This is a genomic window from Streptomyces sp. LBL (assembly GCF_029893585.1).
Lineage (GTDB): Bacteria > Actinomycetota > Actinomycetes > Streptomycetales > Streptomycetaceae > Streptomyces.
In genome coordinates this window covers 75003-95328 of sequence record NZ_JARXYX010000033.1, presented here as the reverse complement: position 1 = coordinate 95328, position 20326 = coordinate 75003, and the positions used below count along the sequence as shown (strand labels likewise).

Sequence of the window (20326 nt, the reverse complement as noted above, 5' to 3'; positions counted from 1 at the left end):
ATGCCAGCAGGCATCCGGTTGCGGCCTAGTCGCGCATGTCACAGCAGGTCAACGGTCTGCTGATGCCGGGCGGACTGCTCCGGCACAGGCCCGTGCGGTGTCACCGTCAGGGTGGTGCGGGTACGCCGGTGGAAGGCGAGCAGGCCCAGCAGTGCCGCCGCAGTGAACCAGGCCAGCTGCCAGAGCACGTACCGGGGTACCGAGACGGAGGAGAAACCTGCGGCGGTGGCCGCCTGCATGGCGCCGTAGGACGGCAGGAGCCGCGTGATCGTGCTGCCCGCACCAGAACTCATGATCGGGTTTTGCAGCAGAAGATCCACGATGCTGGTCATCACGATGGCGAACATGCCCTCGACCTCGCGGCGCAGCAGCGCACCGAAGCCGACCCCTAGCACGCCATAGGTCAGTCCGGCGCAGAAGAACGCCGTGGTCAGCAGCACCGGCTGGCGGGGTGTCCAGGTCAGGCAGGTCACCGCGGTGGCGTATGCGGCGATCAGGGCGCAGACGAAGCTGAGCGCCACGACCTTCGCCACGACCAGGTGTGTGCGGGGATAGCCGGCCATGGCCAGGCGCCGGTCGAAGCCGCTGCTGGTGAAGGTCGCAGCGAACATGAGGAAACCAGTGATCAGAGTGACGGCGTTGAGAGCGCCGCTGATCGCTGTGATCTCGTTACCCCGAGGAGCCAGCAGTTCCCCGGTGGCCCGCAGATGCAGACGGGCCGGGGTATCGGGAATCGCGGCGTGAGCCAGCAGGACCCACACGGGCAGGAACAGGGCGATCAGCACCACGGCAAAGCGGTTGCGGGCGTGCTCCACCAGCGCGTACCGCGTGGCCGTGGTGAGCAGCATCATCTGATTCCTCATGCCGCACCTGTCATCTGCGACTGAAGCCGGCCGCCGCTCAAACACCACAGCTCATCCAAACGCTCGGTGTCGTAGGCCAGATGGGAGACCACCAGGACCGAACGCCCCCGATCACGCAGACGGCCCGCCAGTTGCCAAAACCCCAGGTAAGTGTCCCAGTCGAACCCTTGGTACGGCTCGTCCAACAGCAGCACCTGCGGATCGTGCATCAACGCCAAAGTGAGGTTCAGCTTCTGCCGCGTGCCACCGCTGAGCACCCCGGCCCGCTCATCGACGTACTCGGCCAGACCGAGCACCTCCATCACCTCCTGAGCGTGCCGCAGGTCACCCAGCCGGAACGCCGCCCGGAGTAAGGCGAGGTGCTGGCGCACGGTCAGCGCGTCGTTGAGCACCACCTGCTGCGGGCAGTATCCAAACCGGCCGGCGTGTCGAACCTGGCCACCGGACGGCCGAAGCTCCCCAGCCAGGATCTTCAGCAAGGTGGACTTGCCTGCACCGTTTTCTCCCACAACGCCGGTCAGCGCCCCTGCCGGCAGTCGCAGATCGACTCCCCGCAGCACGCGCCGTTTCCCGTAGCAGTGGTGCACATCAATGACTTCCACCAGTACAGCCCCAGACGGCACCCTCGACGACGGTCATCCACTGCGACAACGAATGCGTTGGGGGAGAGAAACGGGCCCCGTAAGACGGGATGCCTCCAAGCTCACGACTGCACCCTGGGCGGTAACCCTCGCGGACCTGAAGAACTGGGCCCCGATCGTGGGCATCCAGCACGCGTACAGCCTCGTCGAGCGCACCACCGACCGTGAGCTCCTGCCCATGGCCGAGAGCCTCGGGCTCGGCGCAGCCCTGCCCCACGAGGGGATCGCCGCCGCCTTGGACCGCCTCCAGGGAGGCGCCGCCGGCCGCGTCACCGCCCCGGTCATGCCGGTGGCCATGGGTGAACGCGGCTGAGGACGAGGTGCGCCCGCGCCGCAGCCAGGAGAGCAACACAGCGGGAGCGGCTGCCGGTCGCCGCAGGTTTCGGCGGTCTGTCAGACGATCTTCAGGTCGTAGGGGCCGGCGAGGGGGACGTAGCCGTCGTTCGTCTGAATCCACAGCTGGTAGCTGCCGACGGGGAGATCTCGGGAGGTCGGGATGGATACCGTGCCGCCGGTGTCCCGGACGTATTGCCAGCCCATGACGACACATGCTCCCTGAGGCGAGTCGACGCGGACGGCGCTTCTGTGCGGCCGTTGGAAGGGTCGTGCACGTGCAGGGTTGGGCAGCGGGCCGCAGGGGGAGTCTGTGTCCTGCGGCCCGTCAACTGACGTGGAGCCACTGTGACATAAGTGGCCGCTGTCCTAGAGCCGGGGAACTTCAGAGACGGAGTTGATGCATCGTGGAACGACACATGTCGGTTGCGACGCACTGGGGCAGTTTTGTCGCGGTGGTTGATTCCGGTCGGCTGGTGCGAATCGAGCCGAGGGGCGATGACCCCGCGCCGTCGCCTATCGGACCCGGAATGGTGACAGCCGCCGACGACAGCGCCCGCGTGTTGCGCCCCGCGGTGCGCAAGGGCTGGCTGAACGGCCTGCCGCGCGCCCACGACACGGCCAGGGGCGCGGACGCCTTCGTGGAGGTGAGCTGGGACGACGCGATCACCCTGGTGAGCGAGGAACTGCGCCGAGTGCGTTCACAGCATGGAGACAGCGCCGTGTTCGGCGGCTCCTACGGCTGGGCGAGTGCGGGCGCGTTCCACAACGCGCAGGGCCAACTCCACCGGTTCCTGGCGTTGGGCGGGGGATACACCGACTCTCGCAACACGTACAGCACCGCGGCCTTGGAGGTCATCCTCCCCCATGTGATCGGCGGAGCTCCGTGGAGCTACCAGTCCCGGATGCCGATGTGGGACGAGATCGCCGAGAACTGTGAGCTTGTGGTGGCGTTCGGAGGGCTGGCCCTCAAGAACAGCCAGATCAACCCCGGCGGACTGGCCAGACACCAGACGCAGGACCTTCAGCGAAAGTGCCGTGCGGCCGGGGTGCGGTTCGTGAACATCAGCCCTATTCGCAGCGACACCGCCGGCTTCCTCGACGCCGAGTGGCTGCCCGTCATCCCCAACACCGACACCGCCGCGATGCTCGGCATCGCACACACCATGCTGGTCAACGGCTGGCACGACGAGGACTTCCTTCGCCGTTGCTGCGTCGGGTTCGACCGCTTCGCCTCCTACTTGACCGGCGAATCCGACGGCGTTGCCAAGGATGCTGCCTGGGCAGCGAGGATCACGGGCATGAGCCGGGACACGATCACCGAACTGGCTCGCCGCCTGTCCACGCAGCGTTCGCTCATCATGGTCAACTACGCGATACAACGGGCGGACCACGGCGAACAACCGATCTGGATGTCGGTCGTGCTGGCCGCCATGGCGGGCTCGATGGGGCGGCCCGGCTGCGGCTGGGGCGCGGGCTACGCGACGATGGACGCGACCGGCGTCGCCCCCGGCCGGCCCTCCGTGGCGTCGATTCCCCGGGTTCCCAACCCTGTCGCGGATTTCATCCCTGTCGCACGGATCGCCGACACCCTGCTGCATGCGGGCAAGACCATCGACTACGACGGCCAGCGCCTGACCTTGCCCGAGCTCCGCCTGATCTACTGGTGCGGAGGGAACCCGTTCCACCACCACCAAGATCTCCACCGCTTGACCCGCGCCTGGCAGACCCCTGACACGGTGGTGGTTCACGAAGCCTGGTGGAACACCACGGCCAAGTTTGCCGACATCGTCCTTCCCGTCGCCACCAGCCTGGAGCGCGACGACTTCGCCGCAGGATTCTCCGACCCCCACCTCGTCGCGATGCCGAAAGTCCGTGAGCCGGCGGGCGAGTCACGCACCGACCACCACATCTTCACCACCCTGGCCTCCCGGCTCGGATACGAGGGCGAGTTCACGCAGTCACGCTCCGAGATCGAATGGGTCCGACACCTCTACGAGCAGACGAGGGCCGACCTCGGCGACGACGGGGCCTTGCCGAGCTTCGACGACTTCTGGCGAAGCTCCACGGCTGAGCTGCCGGCGCTGAGGGGCCCGTTCCCCGGCAACTTCGAGGCGCTCCGCGCAGATCCGCAGCGTTTCCCCCTGACGACCCCGTCGGGCCGGATCGAGATCTTCTCCGAGGAGATCGACTCGTTCGGCTACGACGACTGCACCGGGCATCCGGCGTGGTTCGAACCAGTGGAGTGGCTCCGTGCCGGCCTGTCGGACCGATTCCCGCTGCACTTGATCTCGAATCAGCCCGCCTCACGCCTGCACAGCCAGTACGACAACGGCGGCCACAGCCTCAAGTCGAAGATCCGTGGCCGTGAGCCCGTGACGATCAATCTGCTGGACGCCGCGTCCCGCGGCATCCAGAACGGCATGATCGTACGCGTCCACAACGACCGCGGCAGCTGCCTGGCGGGCGCAGTCCTGTCGGACGACGTCATGCCAGGCGTCATCCAACTGTCCACCGGAGCATGGTGGGACCCGGCCCAGCCAGGCCAGAGCGGCACCTTGGACCGCCACGGCAATCCGAACACCCTCACGGCCGACCGAGGGTGCTCGCGCCTCTCCCAGGGACCGAGCGCCCACAGTGCGCTCGTCGACGTCGAGCGGTACGACGGCCCCCTTCCGGACGTGCTCGCCTTCACACCACCACACCTCGAACACTGACACGCAAGCTGCCTGCCTCTTCGGGCAGGTTCTTCGAGTTCGCCGTCGTCAAGCGCGCAGCGGGGCCGCCCCGGCTGCCAGAGGCTCCTCCCCCGTTTTTGCAATTGCGTAATCAGATGAATACTGTGCGCAGTCGTGACTGCACTTCAAGACCTCAAGTACGGCCAGTGGTTCAGGGGCGCCGACGTCGACGGCGACGGGTTCATCACCCAGCAGGACGTCCGGGCGATGAGCGAGCGCTACATCGCCGCCCGAGACACCGCGCCGGGCTCCGCGACCGCCCGCCGACTCATCGAGGGGATGGACGGGTTCTGGACGAATGTGATCGCCCCGATGGACCAGGACGGTGACGGGAAGGTCGATCTGCGGGAGATGACCGAAGGCTTCAGGAGCGTCCTGACCGACCCTGCCCTCTATCCGCAGCAGATCGCGCCGGTCACCAACTGCTTCTTCGACCTCGTCGACCTCAACGCGGACGGCAAGATCGACCAGGCCGAGTTCCAGCAGATGTTCGACTCGGTCGCCGGTGTGCCCGGCGAGGACTGCGCCACGGTCTTCGCCGCTCTGGACAGGGACGGCTCCGATGGGCTGGACCGCGCCGAATTCCACCAGGCCCTCACCGAGTTCTTCTACGGCAACGACCCGGACGCTCCTGCCAACCACCTCTTCGGCAGGGTCACGGCCTGACAGCCCGGGATCCGACCGCCCACACCACTGCTGTGTGGGCGGTCGGCGTCGAGGCCCCAGGCCGGGCACTCCCTGGCGCGCCCCGTCGGTCGGCGGACGACTCGTCGTTCTCGTCCAGCTCCGGCGCGTCCCGGTCGCGCAGCGGGCGCAGGGCCCGGCGGCCGAGGTCGAGGCGGTGAAGCTGTAGCGGTCGAGCAGTTTCAGGTCGCGTGCTTGAGCGGGGACAGCCGGGCGATGTCCTCCTCGCGGAGCTCGTGGCCTTCCGTCGTACCGGGCCAGCGCCGCCATGCGGTCAGGTGGGAACTGAGACAGCTTCAGCCGGCGAGCCGATACGCACTGATCTCATCCGCGCGCTCCAGCGCGCGGGCGAACGCGGTGCGCGTTATCCGCGTCGGCGGCCGGTGCAACCGCTCCAGCTCCGAGAACCGCGAGCCCTCCGGCGTCTTCAGCGTCGCCACCAAGTCGCCGGGCAACGCCGGGTCCGCCCGCCGCGCGGCCCCGCGACCGTGGCGTGCAGCCGCTTCTCCGCAGCCTTCCGCGCCTCCGGGCAAGCACCGATACCCCAGGCAGCAGCACCCGGTGACGGCGCAACCAGCCCACCGACTGGTCGAACAGCGTCACCGGTCCGTCGGCGTGCGTCCACGCCCGCCCGTGCAGGAACGTACGGAACCGCCGCGACCACTCCGCGTCCTCGTACTCCTGGTATGCGTGGGCATCCCGGATCTCCCACGCGTGCTCGTACGCCGTCGGCGTGCGCTCGGTGTACCGCTTCACGCACGGGACGCGTAGAACCTGCTGCCCGCGCCGCGTGCCCCTGACCCCCGCGCCCACCGGACACCCGGCGGGCGGACCTTCGCGTCCGCCGCTGCCGCTGGGAAGCCCGGCCTGCGCGTCCGCTCAGCCACTTCTGTCGGCATACGCAACCGCAGCCGCGCCGACACAGCGTCGGGCGGCCGGCGCTCGTCCTGGAGCGGTCGGACCTGCAGTGACGGCTCGTCAGAACGAGCGTCAAACAAGCGTCGAAACGGCGGACAGTCACCCGTGGCGACGGCAATCGGAACTCCCCCACCATCCCGGCAAAGACCCGGCGTAACGCCAGGTCAAACGACGTCAGCGAGGGATACGACACGCTTGACGTCATGCTGTGCGGGAAACAACTCAAGCACTACCGACCGCGTTTAGAAAACCCGAGAAACTGCAGGTCAGATCCCCTTTGACACCGGCTCCAAAACCGCCACGCACTCCACGTGCGACGTCATCGGAAACAGATCGAACGCCCTCAGCGTCCGCACCTTGTAGCCGCCGTCCCGGAAGTACCCCAGGTCCCGCGCCAGCGCCGCCGGATCGCAGGCGACGTACGCGATCTTCCGCGCCCCGAGCGACGCCAGATGTTCGACCGTCTTCTTGCCGGCGCCCGCGCGGGGCGGGTCCAGGACGATGAGGTCGACCTCGGTGATGCCGGTGCGTGGGAGCACCGCCTCGACCTTGCCCTGCTCGATCCGCACCCGCTCGAACCCGGCGAGGTTGTGCCGGGCGTCCTCGACGGCGCGCTTGCCGGACTCGATGCCGAGGACCGCGCCCTTCTCGCCGAGGCGATCGGCGAGGGCGCCGGCGAAGAGGCCGACACCGCAGTACAGGTCCAGTGCCATGTCGCCCTTGCGCGGCAGCAGGCCCTGCATGACCGTCTTGACGAGGGTGTCGGCGGCCTGCGGGTGGACCTGCCAGAAGCCGCCGCTGCCGACGCGGTACGTCCGGCCGTCGGCCCGCTCGCGCACGAATGCGCGGCCGTGGACGCGGTGGATGCCGCCGTCGTGCTCCTCGACGCGCATGACGGAGACGGGCTTGTCGAGCTCGACGAGGGGGAGGCGGGCGCCGGGCCGGGGCTCCAGGATCACCATGCGGTCCTGGGAGCCCGTCGCGGCGATCACGTCGACGGACGCCATCCCGGACCAGTCGCGATTTTCGATGCCCAGCTCACTGACGCCCGGCGCCGCGATCATGCAGTGCTCGATCGGCTCGACGTCGTGCGAGCGGTGGCGCCGCAGCCCGGCGTTGCCGTCGGCGTCCACCGCGTACTGCACGCGTGTCCGCCACTGCGGCACCTGACCCGCGGGGAGCTTGTCACCCTCGGCCGGCATCACCGTGCCGTCCCAGCCCGCCTCCTCCGGCGTGAGACCGGCGAGCCGCTGGAGCTGCTCGGCGACGACCTCGCCCTTGAGTCGACGCTGGGCGCCCGGCTTGGCGTGCTGCCAGTCGCAGCCGCCGCAGCGGCCGGGACCGGCGTACGGACAGGGCGCCTCGATGCGGTCCTTGGAGGCCGTCAGCACCGACACCGCGTCCGCTCGCAGGAACCGCGCGCCTTCCTCGCCCTCGGTCACCCGCGCGACGACCCGCTCGCCGGGGAGCGCGTGCCGGACGAACAGCACCTGTCCCTCGTCGGTGCGGGCGACACAGTGCCCGCCGTGGGCGACGGGGCCGACCTCGACCTCGTACTCCTCCCCCACCAATGACACCGCCGAGGGTCCCGCCTGCGGTTTGTTCGGTTCTGCCTGCATGGCGGGGTGACTCCACAACGTCAAGTGAGATATAGCCGGACAACAGCCCACCAGTCTACGTGCTGAACAGGCAGGTCAGTTCTTCGCGCTGAGCAGACAGGTCACTTCTTCGCGCTCGGCTCCTTGGGCCGTTCCTGCGCCGGTCCGCGCCGCACCGCGCCCGGAGCGCTCCACTCCTGCCGCCTGCGCGCCCGGTTCCTCGCCGCCTCGGAGGACTCCAGCTGGTAGGGCACCGACGTCACCATGACACCCGGCGTGAACAGCAGCCGGCCCTTGAGCCGCAACGCGCTCTGGTTGTGCAGCAGTTGCTCGTACCAGTGGCCGACCACGTACTCGGGGATGATCACGGACACCGCGTCCCGCGGCGACTCCTTGCGCAGGCTCTTCACGTACTCGATGATCGGCCGCGTGATCTCGCGGTACGGCGAGTCGAGCACCTTCAGCGGTACGTCGATCCCGCGCCGCTCCCACTCCTCGCGCAACGCCTTGGTCTCCACCGGGTCCACGTTGACGCTGAGCGCCTCCAGGGTGTCCGAGCGCAGCAGCTTGGCGAAGGCCAGCGCCCGCAGCGTCGGGCGGTGGATCCTGGAGATCAGCACGACCGAGTGCACACGGGACGGCCGTACCATGTCGTCGCTCGGCCCCTCGGGAGCGGCGATCTCATCGGCCACGCGGTCGTAGTGCTTACGGATGGCCGTCATCGTCGCGTAGAAGATCACCATGCCGAGCAGCGCGACCCAGGCGCCGTGGGTGAACTTGGTGACCAGGACGACCACCAGCACCAGACCCGTGAAGAAGGCGCCGAAGGCGTTGATCGCGCGGGAGCGGACCATGTGCCGGCGCTTGGCCTGGTCCTTCTCCGTGGCCAGGTGGCGGTTCCAGTGGCGGACCATGCCGGTCTGGCTGAGCGTGAACGACACGAACACACCGACGATGTACAGCTGGATCAGCCGGGTCGAGTCGGCGCCGTAGATCACGATGAGCAGGGTGGCCGCGCCGGCCAGCAGCACGATGCCGTTGGAGAAGGCGAGCCGGTCGCCGCGGGTGTGCAGTTGCCGGGGTAGGTAGCGGTCCTGGGCGAGGATCGAGCCGAGCAACGGGAAGCCGTTGTACGCGGTGTTCGCGGCCAGGAACAGCACCAGCGCGGTGGCCGCGGCGAGCACGATGAACAGGAAACTGCCCTTGCCGAAGACCGCCTCGGCGACCTGTGAGATCACCGGGTTCTGCACATAGCCGGCGCCGATCGGGCTGCCGTCGTGGATGAGGTCGGTGGCCGGGTTCTCGGCCATGCGGACCTTGGTCACCGCGGCCAGCGCGATGATGCCGCAGAACATGGTGACGGCGAGGAGACCCATCGCCGCGAGCGTGCTCGCCGCGTTCTTCGACTTGGGCTTGCGGAAGGCCGGGACACCGTTGGAGATCGCCTCGACTCCGGTGAGCGCGGCACAGCCGGAGGAGAAGGCGCGCAGCAGCAGGAAGACCAGGGCGAAGCCCGCCAGGCCCTGGTGCTCGGCTTTGATCTGGTAGGCGGCGGTCGGTGCCCGCATGGTGTCGTCGAGCACCAGCCCGCGGAAGGCCCCCCACGCGATCATGAGGAAGACGCCGGTGACGAAGACGTACGTCGGGATCGCGAACAGCGTGCCCGACTCCCGTACGCCGCGCAGGTTCATCAGGGTGAGCAGCACGATCACCCCGACCGCGCAGAGCACCTTGTGCTCGACGACGAAGGGCACCGCGGAGCCGAGGTTCTCGATGCCGGAGGCGATGGAGACGGCGACGGTCAGGACGTAGTCGACGAGCAGGGCGCTGGCGACCGTGAGGCCCGCCTTGGGGCCGAGGTTGGTGTTGGCCACCTCGTAGTCGCCACCGCCGCTCGGGTAAGCGTGCACGTTCTGTCGGTAGGAGGCGACCACGGTGAACATCAGCACGACGACCGCGACGGCGATCCAGGGGCTGAAGTGGTACGCCGACACGCCCGCGATGGAGAGGACCAGCAGCACCTCTCCCGGCGCGTACGCCACGGAGGAGAGCGGGTCGGAGGCGAAGACCGGGAGGGCGATGCGCTTCGGCAGGAGCGTTTCCCCTAGCCGATCACTGCGCAGTGCGCGCCCGATCAGGATCCGTTTGGGCACGTCGGTCAGTTTGGACACAACAGAGGATCGTAGGGCGTCGAACAGGGGGCCGCCCACCCTCCCCCGCCCTGGACATGCTCAGGCGGGAGAACCCCCGGTCCCGTCGTCTGCCTCACGGGTGAAATCTCGGAGGGGCACGTTGCGGATTCCGCACTCTCGACCGTTCGCATGTCTATATGACAAACCCCGCCTGTCGCCGACCTTCGGAGGTTCCATGCACGCGACCGCAGAGCTGATCGGCGCCGCAGCCGCTCTCGTCGGCCTCGGGCTCCTGACGCTGGCCAGCGTCCGCAGCATCGGCCGCCGGTGAAACCTGGCGCGGGGCCGGTGGAACCTCACGCACGGGAAGCAACCGTGCATGGGGAAGCAACCGTGCACGGGGGTGCCGCCGTCCTACCGCGCGTGTGTAGCTTGGGCCTCGGTCTGAGACCCTGATGTGGCTGAGCAGTAACTCTTGACACCGGAAGGACGGTCGTGCACATCGTCATCATGGGCTGCGGCAGAGTGGGTTCCGCTCTCGCCCAGACCCTGGAGCAACAGGGGCACACGGTCGCCGTGGTCGACCAGGACCCCACCGCCTTCCGACGACTGGGCTCCGGGTTCGGGGGCCGTCGCGTCACCGGCGTCGGCTTCGACCAGGACACCCTGCGCGAGGCGGGCATCGAGGATGCCGGCGCGTTCGCCGCGGTCTCCAGCGGCGACAACTCGAACATCATCGCCGCGCGTGTGGCCCGCGAGATGTTCGGCATCGAGAACGTCGCGGCCCGGATCTACGACCCCCGGCGCGCCGAGGTCTACCAACGCCTGGGCATCCCGACGGTGGCCACGGTCCGCTGGACGGCCGACCAGATGCTGCGCCGGCTGCTGCCGTCGGGCGCGGAGCCGCTGTGGCGTGACCCCACCGGTGGTGTGCAGCTGGCCGAGGTGCACGCCTCCGCGGCCTGGGTGGGCCAGCGGATCAGCCGGCTCCAGGAGGACACCGGGGTACGCGTGGCGTTCCTGACCCGGCTCGGTGAGGCGATGCTGCCCTCCTCGCAGACGGTGCTGCAGGAGGGGGACCTGGTGCACGTGATGATGCGCACCGACGAGGTCGACAAGGTCGAGGCGGCGTTCGCCAAGGGTCCCGAAGAGGAGGTCGGTCACTGATGAGGGTCGCCATTGCCGGTGCCGGCGCGGTGGGCCGCTCGATCGCGGGCGAACTGCTGGAGAACGGTCACGAAATCCTGCTGATCGACAAGGCGCCGACCGCCATCTCGGTGGAGCGCGTCCCACAGGCGGAGTGGCTGCTCGCCGACGCCTGCGAGATCACGTCCCTGGACGAGGCCGCGCTCCAGCGCTGCAACGTCGTGATCGCCGCGACCGGAGACGACAAGGTGAACCTCGTCGTCTCCCTCCTCGCGAAGACGGAGTACGGGGTCCCGCGCGTCGTCGCCCGCGTGAACAACCCGAAGAACGAGTGGCTGTTCAACGAGTCCTGGGGCGTGGACGTGGCCGTGTCCACCCCGCGCCTGATGTCGGCCCTGGTCGAGGAGGCGGTCAGCGTCGGTGACCTGGTCCGTCTGCTCCGCTTCAGCCACGGCGACGCGAACCTCGTCGAACTGACCCTCCCCGAGGAGTCGGCCCTGGCCGGCACCCAGGTCGGCGACGTGGAATGGCCGGAGGACACGTCCCTGGTGACGATCATCCGGGGCACCCGCGTCCTCACGCCCTCCCAGGAGGACTCACTGGAAGCAGGCGACGAACTCCTGTTCGTAGCCGCCCAGGCCCGCGAGGAACAACTGGAGGACCTGCTCTCGGTCCGCCGCGAGGAAGCACCGAGCTGACCCCTCCGGGGATGACAAAGGTGAAGGGCGCCCCGTCTGTACGCGGCGCCCTTCACTCTTTCCGGTGGGATGGGTACAGGTCCGGGCCGGGCGGGGCGGGGCGGGGCGGAGCCCTCAGCCAGGCCCGCAGTCATGCCTTCAGCCGTTCCCGCAACTGAGCCCCCAGCCATGCCCTCAGCCGTTCCCGCAACTGAGCCCCCAGCCATGCCGTGCCCGCGGCCCTGCCCGCAGCCGCGCCGGGATCTACGCCTCCCGACGGTGCCGACCCCCCGCAGCCTCCCCCTGCTCCTCGGCCGACGCCGCCTTGCGCTCCTCCTCGGCCCGCTCCTCCGCCTCCATCTCGGCGAAGACGTCAATGGGAGCGGGCGCCTTCGCCAGGAACACCCAGGTCAGCCACACAGCAAGCAGGAACGGCGGAATCTTCAGCGCGATCAGCACCCAGCCCAGCTGCGCGGTGTTGGCCCACCAGTACAGCGGAAAGAGGATCGCGCACTTGGCGAGCAGGATCAGCCCCCAGGCCCAACTGGCCTTCGCGTACGCCTTCTTGCGCCCCGGATTCCGTGTACGCCAGGAGAGGTTCTCCTTGAAGACGGGCCCGAGGATGAGCCCGATCAGCGGAACCCCGCACAACGTGGTGATGATGTACGCCAGCCCCAGCCCCAGCGTGTAGAGCATGCCGGGCAGATAGAAGTCCTTGGCGTTGCCGGTCATCATCGCGAAGACCACACCGAAGGCCACGCCGAAGACACCGCTGAAGGCGTGCTTGACGGTGTCCCGCATCACCAGGCGGACCACGACCAGCAGCAGGGACACACCGAGCGCGGCGATCGCCGACAGGTGCAGGTCCTTGTTGATCGTGTAGATGGTCACGAACAGGAGGCCTGGCAGCACCGTCTCGACCATGCCCCGCACGCCGCCGAATGCCTCGAACAGCGCGGCCTCCGTCACCGCCCGGGCGTCCTGCTCCGTGTCTTGGGTCGGCTTGTCGAGCGACGTCACCGGCTACTCCCTACCGAGGGGTCTCAGTTCGTATTTCGGGTTGAACAGCACCCGGCGGCCCCGGCTCATCGAGATCCGGCCCGACGCGATCAGCTTGCGCCCCGGCTCTATCCCGACGATGGAGCGCCTGCCGAGCCACACCACGTCCAGGGCGGCGGAGCCGTCGAACAGTTCGGCCTCCAGGGCCGGGACTCCCGCGCGCGGCCGCAGTGTGACCGTGCGCAAGGTACCAGTAACCGTGACGACCTGGCGGTCGTGACAGTCTCCTATTCGAACGCAGCCGGTGGTGTCGGCGTCCTCGCGCAGTTCCTCGCACTCAAGGTCCTCCTGCGACGAGGAAAGCCGGTCGAGCATGCGCCGGAACCGGCCCACCGGCTTCTCGGAACGAGGAACAGCACTCATATCTGAAGCGTACCGGGGCCCACCGACAGCTACGTACCCGCGCTGCTAGCGCTCGAACCGGTACCCCATCCCGGGTTCGGTGACGAAGTGCTTGGGATGCGAGGGGTCCGCCTCCAGCTTGCGCCTGAGCTGGGCCATATAGACCCGCAGGTAGTTCGTCTCCGTCCCGTACGACGGCCCCCACACCTCCTGGAGCAGCTGCTTCTGGCTCACCAGTCGGCCGGTGTCGCGCACCAGCACCTCCAGCAGATGCCACTCCGTGGGCGTCAGCCGTACGTCCTTCCCGTGCCGCTGGACCTTCTTCGCGGCGAGGTCGACGGTGAACTCGTCGGTCTCCACCAGGACCTCGTCCTCGCCGCCCCCGGTGGGCTCGGTGCGGCGGACGGCGGCGCGCAGCCGGGCCAGCAGCTCGTCCATGCCGAAGGGCTTGGTGACGTAGTCGTCGGCGCCCGCGTCCAGCGCCTCGACCTTCTCGTCGGAGGAGTGCCGGGCGGACAGCACCAGGATCGGCACCCGGGTCCAGCCGCGCAGCCCCCGGATCACCTCGACGCCGTCCATGTCGGGCAGGCCCAGGTCGAGCACGACCACGTCCGGGTGGCGGGCGGCGGCCAGTTGGAGGGCGGTGGCGCCGTCGTGCGCCGCGTCGACCTCGTACTTGCGCGCCTTGAGGTTGATCACGAGGGCGCGCACGATCTGCGGCTCGTCGTCGATCACCAGCACCCGGGTCATGTGACCTGCCTTTCCGGTCCTACGGGGTGGAACAGTTCCTCGGGACGCGGTCCCGCCGCCCGGAGCGTGAGCACCATGGTGAGCCCTCCCCCTGGCGTGTCCTCGGCGTCGAGTGTGCCGCCCATGGCCTCGGCGAAGCCACGGGCCACCGCGAGACCCAGCCCCACGCCCGCCCCGCGCGGAGCGTCACCGTAACGCTGGAAGGGTTCGAAGATACGTTCTTTCGCCTCGTCCGGGACGCCGGGCCCCTGGTCGACCACCCGGACCTCGACCCGGTCGGCGATGGCGCTGGCGGACACCAGGACGGGCCGGTCGGCCGGGCTGTACTTGACGGCGTTCTCCACCAGGTTGGCCACCGACCGCTCCAGCAGCCCGGGGTCCACCGCGACCATGGGCAGCGTCTCCGGGATGTCCAGGTCGGCGCTGCCCTCGGGCACCCCGCCGAGCGCCATCGGCACCACCTCGTCGAGGTCGATCTCCCGGATCAGCGGAGCGACCGTGCCCGTCTGCAGCCGGGACATGTCGAGCAGGTTGCCCACCAGGTGGTCCAGCCGGTCCGCGCCCTCCTCGATGCCCTCCAGGAGCTCCGCCTGGTCCTCCTCGGACCACGCCACGTCGTCGGACCGCAGGGACGAGACCGCCGCCTTGATGCCGGCGAGCGGGGTCCGCAGGTCATGGCTCACGGCCGCCAGCAGCGCCGTACGGATCCGGTTGCCCTCGGCCAGCGCCCGCGCCCGGTCGGCCTCCTCCTGGAGCCGGCTGCGATCCAGTACGACCGCGGCCTGGGCGGCGAAGGCGGCCAGCACCCGGCGGTCCTCGGCCGGCAGCACCCGGCCGGTCAGCGCGAGCGCCAGGTGGTCCCCGACCGGCAGGTCGACGTCGGCCTCCTCGGGCCGCTCCACCGGCCGCCCGAGCCCGACCCGGCCCGCGCAGGTCCACGGGTCGATGTCGCTCACCCTTTCCAGCAGGGCGGCCGACTCCATGCCGAACGTCTCGCGCACCCGCTCCAGGAGCTCCTCCAGGCCGGTCTCACCGCGCAGCACGTTGCCCGCGAGGAAGGAGAGGATCTCCGACTCGGCGCGCAGCCGGGCGGCCTGGTGGGTGCGGCGGGCGGCGAGGTCGACCACCGAGGCCACCGAGATACCGACGCCCACGAAGATCACGATGGCGACGATGTTCTTGGGGTCGGCGATCGTCCAGCGGTGCAGGGGCGGTGTGTAGAAGTAGTTCAGCAGCAGGGAGCCGACCGCGGCCGAGGCCAGCGCCGGCAGCAGCCCGCCGAGCAGGGCGGCCGCCACGGTCACCGCGAGGAACAGCAGCATGTCGTTGGCGAGGCCGAGCTCCACCGTGCTGAGCAGAAGGGCCATGGCCGCCGGGCCGGCCACGCCGATCAGCCAGCCCCACAGGATCCGGGCCCGGCCGAGCCGGGCGCCCCGGGCGACGGGCAGTCCACGTCCCTTGGCGACCTCCTCATGGGTGACGATGTGCACGTCGAGATCGGGTCCCGACTCCCGGGCCACGGTCGCGCCGACGCCCGGACCGAAGACGTACTGCCAGGTCTTGCGGCGCGAGGAGCCGAGGACGATCTGGGTGGCGTTCACGCCGCGGGCGAAGTCCAGCAGCGCGGCCGGTATGTCGTCGCCGACCACATGATGGAACGTTCCGCCCAGGTCCTCGACGAGCGTGCGCTGTACGGCCAATTCCTTCGGGGAGGCCGAGGTCAGTCCGTCGCTGCGGGCTATGTAGACCGCCAGCACCTCGCCGCCGGCGCCCTTCTCCGCCAGCCGCGCGGCCCGCCGTATCAACGTCCGTCCCTCCGGACCGCCGGTCAGCCCGACCATGATCCGCTCACGGGAACCCCAGATCTTCGAGACCCGGTGCTCGCTGCGGTACTGCTTGAGGTACTCGTCGACCCGGTCGGCCACCCACAGCAGCGCCAACTCGCGCAGCGCGGTGAGGTTGCCGGGCCGGAAGTAGTTCGACAGGGCCGCGTCGACCTTGTCGGGCTGGTAGATGTTGCCGTGCGCCATCCGCCGGCGCAGCGCCTGGGGCGACATGTCGACCAGCTCGATCTGGTCGGTCCGCCGCACCACCTCGTCCGGCACGGTCTCCCGCTGCCGTACGCCGGTGATCGACTCGACGACGTCCCCCAGCGACTCCAGGTGCTGGATGTTGACCGTCGAGACCACGTCGACCCCGGCGGCCAGCAGCTCCTCCACGTCCTGCCAGCGCTTGGCGTTGCGGGAGCCGGGGACGTTGGTGTGGGCGAGTTCGTCCACCAGGGCGACGGCGGGAGCCCGACGGAGCACCGCGTCGACGTCCATCTCGGTGAAGACCGAGCCCCGGTACTCCAGCTCCGCGCGCGGGATCTGCTCCAGCCCGTGCAGCATCACCTCGGTACGCGGCCGGTCGTGGTGTTCGACGAAGGCCGCCACACAGTCCGTACCGCGTTCGACGCGGCGGTGCCCCTCCGACAGCATCGCGTACGTCTTGCCGACGCCCGGTGCCGCGCCGAGGTAGATCCGAAGCTTGCCGCGTCCCATGGCCTCATTGTCTTCCGGTCACTGCTGTCCACGCAGCGTCGACGTTACGGCCAATGATCGCGACACATCGGGCCATGGGCAGCTCGGGGGCCGTCTTTGACGCAACCCTGACGCCTCGCGGAATCCGGCCGACCGGGCGGTGGAGCTGGGGCACGGCGAAATCGTCGAGGGGTGACCGCCAGTCCGTCGAGCCGGCGACGGGACCACGAGGGTGAGGGGACCACGAAGGTAACGGGGGCGACGACCACCGGAGCCGCGTCGAGCCGGCCGATCTGCCGGCGAAGGTCCCTGAGGCCGCTCTCAAGGAAGCCGACGCGACTCGGCCGCACCCCCCGTTTCGGGGATGCGGCCCTTTTCCTACGCCTGCTCTACTTCCTACGCCTGCTCTGCCTCTTACGCCTGCTCTACCGGACCTCGGTGATCTCCGGTCCGCGCTGGAGCTGTCCCATGCCGCCGGCGAAGCGGGAACCCTCTTCCTGCTGCTGAACACCCTCGGGGACCATCTGCGCGTCGTCCGGCAGCTTCAGGACGATCGGGTCGCGGGGCGCCATCGGGCCCTCACCGCGCACCACGACCGTGTCCCGGAAGATCTGCTCCAGCAGACCGGCCGCCTGCGGCTGCACCGCGCCCTGACCCGAGATCACCCCGCGGAGGAACCAGCGGGGACCGTCCACACCGACGAACCGCACCACCTGGAAGCCGCCCGTGCCGTCCGGCAGCTGCACCGGAACCTGGGCGCGCAACTCCCAGCCCAGCGAACCCTCGACCTCGTCGATGATGCCGCCCTGCTGGGTGATTCCGGAGCCGATCTCCTCGCGGACCTCGCCCCAGATGCCCTCGCGCTTGGGCGCGGCGAAGGCCTGCAGCTGGATGGCGCTGTCGCGCAGCACGACGGTGGCGGCGACGATCGCGTCACCCGCGACCTCGACCCGCAGCTCCATGCCGTCCACGCCCGGCACGAACAGACCCCCTAGGTCCACCCGGCCCTCGGCCGGGTCACGGACCTCGGTGCTGTCCCACGGCCCGTCCGGCCGCGGCTCCGGTTCGAGCCGCACACGCTCACGCGTGCCCTCTGCCTCGTCCGCCTCAGTGTCGACGCTGTCGACGACCTGCTCGGCCTCGCCGGCCGCGTCCTCGGCGGCGCCCTTCTTGTTGCGACGTCCGAACACGTCACTGTCCTTCCCGGTCGGATACGACCGAAGCGTATCGATTCCCACCCGTCGCGCCGCCCACGGCGGCATGACCGTTTGTGCCGCCCCCGTCGCCCACCGCGGCACTGCCGCCGGTGGACCCGAAGCCCCCCTCGGCCCGTGCCGAGCCGGGAAGCTCCGCCACCTCCTGGAAGCGGACCCTCTCGACCTGCTGGACGACCAGTTGGGCAATCCGGTCGAAGCGCTCGAACCGCACGGACTCGCGCGGGTCGAGATTCACCACGATCACCTTGATCTCCCCACGGTACCCGGCATCAACCGTCCCCGGGGCATTCACGAGAGCGACACCGCAGCGGGCGGCGAGACCGGATCGTGGGTGCACGAAGGCCGCGTACCCCTCCGGGAGCGCCACAGACACCCCCGTGGGCAACACGGCCCGCTCGCCCGGCTTCAGTTCACAGCCCTCGGTGGTGCGCAGATCGGCTCCCGCGTCACCGGGATGTGCGTACGACGGAAGCGGTACGTCGGGGTCGACGCGCCGGATCAGCACGGCGAGTTCTTGACGGGGCTCACGGCTCACGGGTTCACCTCGAAGGCACGGGCACGCCGGACCTGGTCCGGGTCGTTCATGGCGGCCCGGATCCCCTCCGGGCCGCCGTTGTCGATGTGGTCGACCTTCACCTCGACGAAGAACGCGGCGGCACGGACGGCGACGGGCCCGTCAGGGACGTCGATCCGGCCGGTGGCGGTAGCTGTGGCGGTGGCTGTGGCTGTGGCTGTGGCTGTGGCTGTGGCTGTGGCTGTGGCGCGGATCTTCCGCCCGGCCACGGCCGTCACCTCGGGAGCGGAAGTACGACTCACAGGCGCAGACCTTACCCGCGCGTCGGTCCGATCCCGACACCATGCCAAGCTTGGATCCATGCAGCTCTCCGCCACCCCGTACGAAGAACGCCTCACAGCCCCCCGCTCCTGGTGGCTGATTTCCTTCCTGGTCGGGGTCTCGATGGCCTTGATCCTGCTGCCCTTCGGTACCCTGCCGATGCTCGGCGGCCTGGTCGGCGGCACCGCTGTGGCGGCGGTCGCGGCCAGCGCGTACGGCTCGATGCGCATCCGGGTCCAGGGCGGCTTCCTGGTCGCGGGCGAGGCGAAGATCCCGCTGTCGGCGCTGGGTGAGGCGGAGGTGCTGGACGCGGAGGAGGCGCGCGCCTGGCGCACGTACAAGGCCGACACCCGCGCCTTCCTGCTGCTGCGTTCCTACATCCCCACCGCGCTGCGCGTACAGGTCACGGACCCCGAGGACCCCACGCCGTACCTGTACCTGTCGACCCGTGAGCCGGAGCGGCTGGCGGAGGCGCTGAAGACCGCGCGGACGGCCGCCTAGCACACCCGGGCGCGGCGTCACCCGAACTCTTTCCGGCCGCCTCCCATGATCAGCGGATCCGCCGGTTCCTCCAGCGGCGGCAGTGCGGGCAGCGCTTCCCACGACACCTGGGTCCCCCGCAGGTCGACCCGGATCCGCTCGGCGAGGCGTCTGGTGTCCCGGCGGTTCATGACCGCTCCGACAGCCGCGCCCACCATGAACGGCATCAGGTTCGGCAGGTCGCGCACCACACGCTTCATGATCTGCTGCCGCAACTGCTGCTTCATGCGGGTGTTCAGCGCGCCGCTCACCGTCGACGGCTTGCTCACGTCGATCCCACGCTCCCCCGACCAGGAGTTGAGGTACGCGGTGGAGCGCTGCTTGAGGTTGCCCGGCGGTCGTACGCCGTAGACCTCGTGGAGCTCCGCGATCAGCTTCAGTTCGATCGCCGCCACGCCGGTGATCTCGGCCGCCAGCTCCGTGGGCATCGCGGGCGGTACGGGCATCATCGCCGCGGCGCCGATTCCCGCGCCGACCGTGGCGGTCGCGCTCGAGGCGCCCGCCACGAGCTTGTCCGCGAGTTCCTCGGGCCCGAGGTCGGGGAACTGTCTGCGGAGGGTGGCGAGGTCGCGTACGGGGATCCGCGGGGCGATGTCGATGATGCGTTCGGCGAGGTGCCCCAGGGCCGCCCGGGCGCGGCTGCCGCCCTTGCGGAGGCCTTCCCGGGTCCTGTCCCGGATCGCCGCGGCCCGCCGCCGCGCGACGGGCGCGGGGGTCTCGGCCCACACCGGGTGAAGAGCCCGGCCGGCCGTGGGTTCGAGCGAGGCCGACCCCGTGTCGGATGAGCCCCGCTCGTCGTCACGCGCGCCGTACCGCCCTTGGGACGGCACCGAGTCCGCTTCCCCTTTCAGGAAGCGGCGCTTCCGGGGAGGGGTCGAGCCAGTCACGGCCGACCCGCCCTCAGTCGCAGTCGCGGCAGATCGGCTGACCGTTCTTCTCTCGGGCCAGCTGGCTGCGGTGGTGGACCAGGAAGCAGCTCATGCAGGTGAACTCGTCCTGCTGCTTCGGCAGCACCCGGACGGCCAGTTCCTCGTTCGAGAGGTCCGCACCGGGCAGTTCGAGGCCCTCTGCGGCCTCGAACTCGTCGACGTCCACTGCGGACGTCGACTTGTCGTTCCTACGAGCCTTCAGTTCTTCAAGGCTGTCCGAGTCGACGTCGTCGTCGGTCTTGCGTGGGGTGTCGTAGTCGGTTGCCATGTCGCTCTCCCCCTCTGGGTGTCTACAGGTGTCTCAGCGCACGTAACGCGTGAGAGGCCGGACTTGTGCCCGACCTGAGGCGGAGATTTTGCCTCACATCAAGGTCTGTTACTCAATCGACACCCAACCGGACC

At 69.5% G+C, this 20326-nt stretch carries 19 protein-coding genes and 2 pseudogenes; 6 read left to right on the top strand and 15 right to left on the bottom strand.

The features are described from left to right. Positions 1–38: 38 nt before the first annotated feature. Complete coding sequence (locus tag M2271_RS33145) at positions 39–863, bottom strand: ABC transporter permease (protein ID WP_280891098.1); 825 nt, start codon at positions 861–863, stop codon at positions 39–41. Beyond that, positions 860–1465, bottom strand: coding sequence for an ABC transporter ATP-binding protein (locus M2271_RS33140; RefSeq protein WP_280891097.1), 606 nt, complete (start codon positions 1463–1465; stop codon positions 860–862). Before M2271_RS33140 ends, M2271_RS33145 begins: the two co-directional genes overlap by 4 nt. Positions 1466–1622: 157 nt before the next feature. Here M2271_RS33140 and M2271_RS33135 point away from each other — a divergent pair, with 157 nt between their 5' ends. Beyond that, positions 1623–1817: a hypothetical protein gene (locus tag M2271_RS33135; RefSeq protein WP_280891096.1), complete on the top strand. Its 195-nt coding sequence runs from the start codon at positions 1623–1625 to the stop codon at positions 1815–1817. 80 nt (positions 1818–1897) lie between these two features. On the opposite strand, the gene M2271_RS33130 is transcribed toward M2271_RS33135, so the two are convergent. Beyond that, a complete protein-coding gene (locus M2271_RS33130) occupies positions 1898–2044 on the bottom strand; it encodes a hypothetical protein (protein ID WP_266647782.1) in 147 nt (48 codons plus the stop codon). A gap of 212 nt (positions 2045–2256) precedes the next feature. Here M2271_RS33130 and M2271_RS33125 point away from each other — a divergent pair, with 212 nt between their 5' ends. Both M2271_RS33125 and M2271_RS33120 read left to right on the top strand, forming a co-directional pair. After that, positions 2257–4554 carry a molybdopterin-dependent oxidoreductase gene (locus M2271_RS33125; protein WP_280891095.1) on the top strand — a complete coding sequence of 766 codons (2298 nt, stop codon included), beginning with the start codon at positions 2257–2259 and terminating at the stop codon, positions 4552–4554. Positions 4555–4689: 135 nt separating this feature from the next. After that, complete coding sequence (locus M2271_RS33120) at positions 4690–5241, top strand: EF-hand domain-containing protein (protein ID WP_280891094.1); 552 nt, start codon at positions 4690–4692, stop codon at positions 5239–5241. 267 nt (positions 5242–5508) lie between these two features. Here M2271_RS33120 and M2271_RS42630 read toward each other — a convergent pair. The 3 genes and pseudogenes from M2271_RS42630 to M2271_RS33100 all read right to left on the bottom strand — a co-directional run. Beyond that, positions 5509–6015, bottom strand: a pseudogene (locus M2271_RS42630) (DUF4158 domain-containing protein); the annotation flags it as partial. A gap of 428 nt (positions 6016–6443) precedes the next feature. Next, positions 6444–7796 carry a class I SAM-dependent RNA methyltransferase gene (locus M2271_RS33105; RefSeq protein ID WP_280891093.1) on the bottom strand — a complete coding sequence of 451 codons (1353 nt, stop codon included), beginning with the start codon at positions 7794–7796 and terminating at the stop codon, positions 6444–6446. Between the two features lie 101 nt (positions 7797–7897). Beyond that, positions 7898–9946 (bottom strand): APC family permease, encoded by a 2049-nt coding sequence (locus M2271_RS33100; RefSeq protein WP_280891092.1) that lies wholly within the window; start codon positions 9944–9946, stop codon positions 7898–7900. 456 nt (positions 9947–10402) lie between these two features. On the opposite strand from M2271_RS33100, the gene M2271_RS33095 reads away from it, so the two are divergent. Both M2271_RS33095 and M2271_RS33090 read left to right on the top strand, forming a co-directional pair. Continuing rightward, positions 10403–11074, top strand: a complete 672-nt coding sequence (locus M2271_RS33095; RefSeq protein ID WP_280891091.1) for a TrkA family potassium uptake protein — start codon at positions 10403–10405, stop codon at positions 11072–11074. Further along, the gene (locus M2271_RS33090) at positions 11074–11751 is read left to right on the top strand and encodes a TrkA family potassium uptake protein (RefSeq protein WP_280891090.1); all 678 of its coding nucleotides are present in this window, start codon (positions 11074–11076) and stop codon (positions 11749–11751) included. The genes M2271_RS33095 and M2271_RS33090 overlap by 1 nt, the downstream gene beginning before the upstream one ends. A 243-nt stretch (positions 11752–11994) precedes the next feature. Here M2271_RS33090 and M2271_RS33085 read toward each other — a convergent pair whose 3' ends face one another. From M2271_RS33085 to M2271_RS33055, 7 genes and pseudogenes are all read right to left on the bottom strand, one after another. Further along, complete coding sequence (locus tag M2271_RS33085) at positions 11995–12750, bottom strand: DUF3159 domain-containing protein (RefSeq protein ID WP_280891089.1); 756 nt, start codon at positions 12748–12750, stop codon at positions 11995–11997. A gap of 3 nt (positions 12751–12753) precedes the next feature. Further along, positions 12754–13152: an OB-fold nucleic acid binding domain-containing protein gene (locus M2271_RS33080; protein WP_280891088.1), complete on the bottom strand. Its 399-nt coding sequence runs from the start codon at positions 13150–13152 to the stop codon at positions 12754–12756. 45 nt (positions 13153–13197) lie between these two features. Continuing rightward, complete coding sequence (locus M2271_RS33075) at positions 13198–13881, bottom strand: response regulator (RefSeq protein WP_280891087.1); 684 nt, start codon at positions 13879–13881, stop codon at positions 13198–13200. Continuing rightward, a complete protein-coding gene (locus tag M2271_RS33070) occupies positions 13878–16424 on the bottom strand; it encodes a sensor histidine kinase KdpD (RefSeq protein WP_280891086.1) in 2547 nt (848 codons plus the stop codon). Before M2271_RS33070 ends, M2271_RS33075 begins: the two co-directional genes overlap by 4 nt. 404 nt (positions 16425–16828) lie before the next feature. Continuing rightward, positions 16829–17593 carry a DUF3710 domain-containing protein gene (locus M2271_RS33065; protein ID WP_280891085.1) on the bottom strand — a complete coding sequence of 255 codons (765 nt, stop codon included), beginning with the start codon at positions 17591–17593 and terminating at the stop codon, positions 16829–16831. Position 17594: 1 nt separating this feature from the next. Continuing rightward, positions 17595–18155 (bottom strand): dUTP diphosphatase, encoded by a 561-nt coding sequence (gene dut / locus M2271_RS33060; RefSeq protein WP_280891084.1) that lies wholly within the window; start codon positions 18153–18155, stop codon positions 17595–17597. Beyond that, positions 18152–18328: pseudogene (locus M2271_RS33055) on the bottom strand (PaaI family thioesterase); the annotation flags it as partial. The gene dut and the pseudogene M2271_RS33055, both read right to left, overlap by 4 nt. A 166-nt stretch (positions 18329–18494) precedes the next feature. On the opposite strand from M2271_RS33055, the gene M2271_RS33050 reads away from it, so the two are divergent. Further along, positions 18495–18956, top strand: a complete 462-nt coding sequence (locus M2271_RS33050; protein ID WP_280891083.1) for a DUF3093 domain-containing protein — start codon at positions 18495–18497, stop codon at positions 18954–18956. Positions 18957–18973: 17 nt separating this feature from the next. Here M2271_RS33050 and M2271_RS33045 read toward each other — a convergent pair whose 3' ends face one another. Together M2271_RS33045 and M2271_RS33040 are read right to left on the bottom strand one after the other, a co-directional pair. Beyond that, positions 18974–19882 (bottom strand): hypothetical protein, encoded by a 909-nt coding sequence (locus M2271_RS33045; protein ID WP_280891082.1) that lies wholly within the window; start codon positions 19880–19882, stop codon positions 18974–18976. Positions 19883–19895: 13 nt separating this feature from the next. Then, positions 19896–20192 carry a DUF4193 domain-containing protein gene (locus tag M2271_RS33040; protein ID WP_005481602.1) on the bottom strand — a complete coding sequence of 99 codons (297 nt, stop codon included), beginning with the start codon at positions 20190–20192 and terminating at the stop codon, positions 19896–19898. Between the last annotated feature and the right edge of the window lie 134 nt (positions 20193–20326).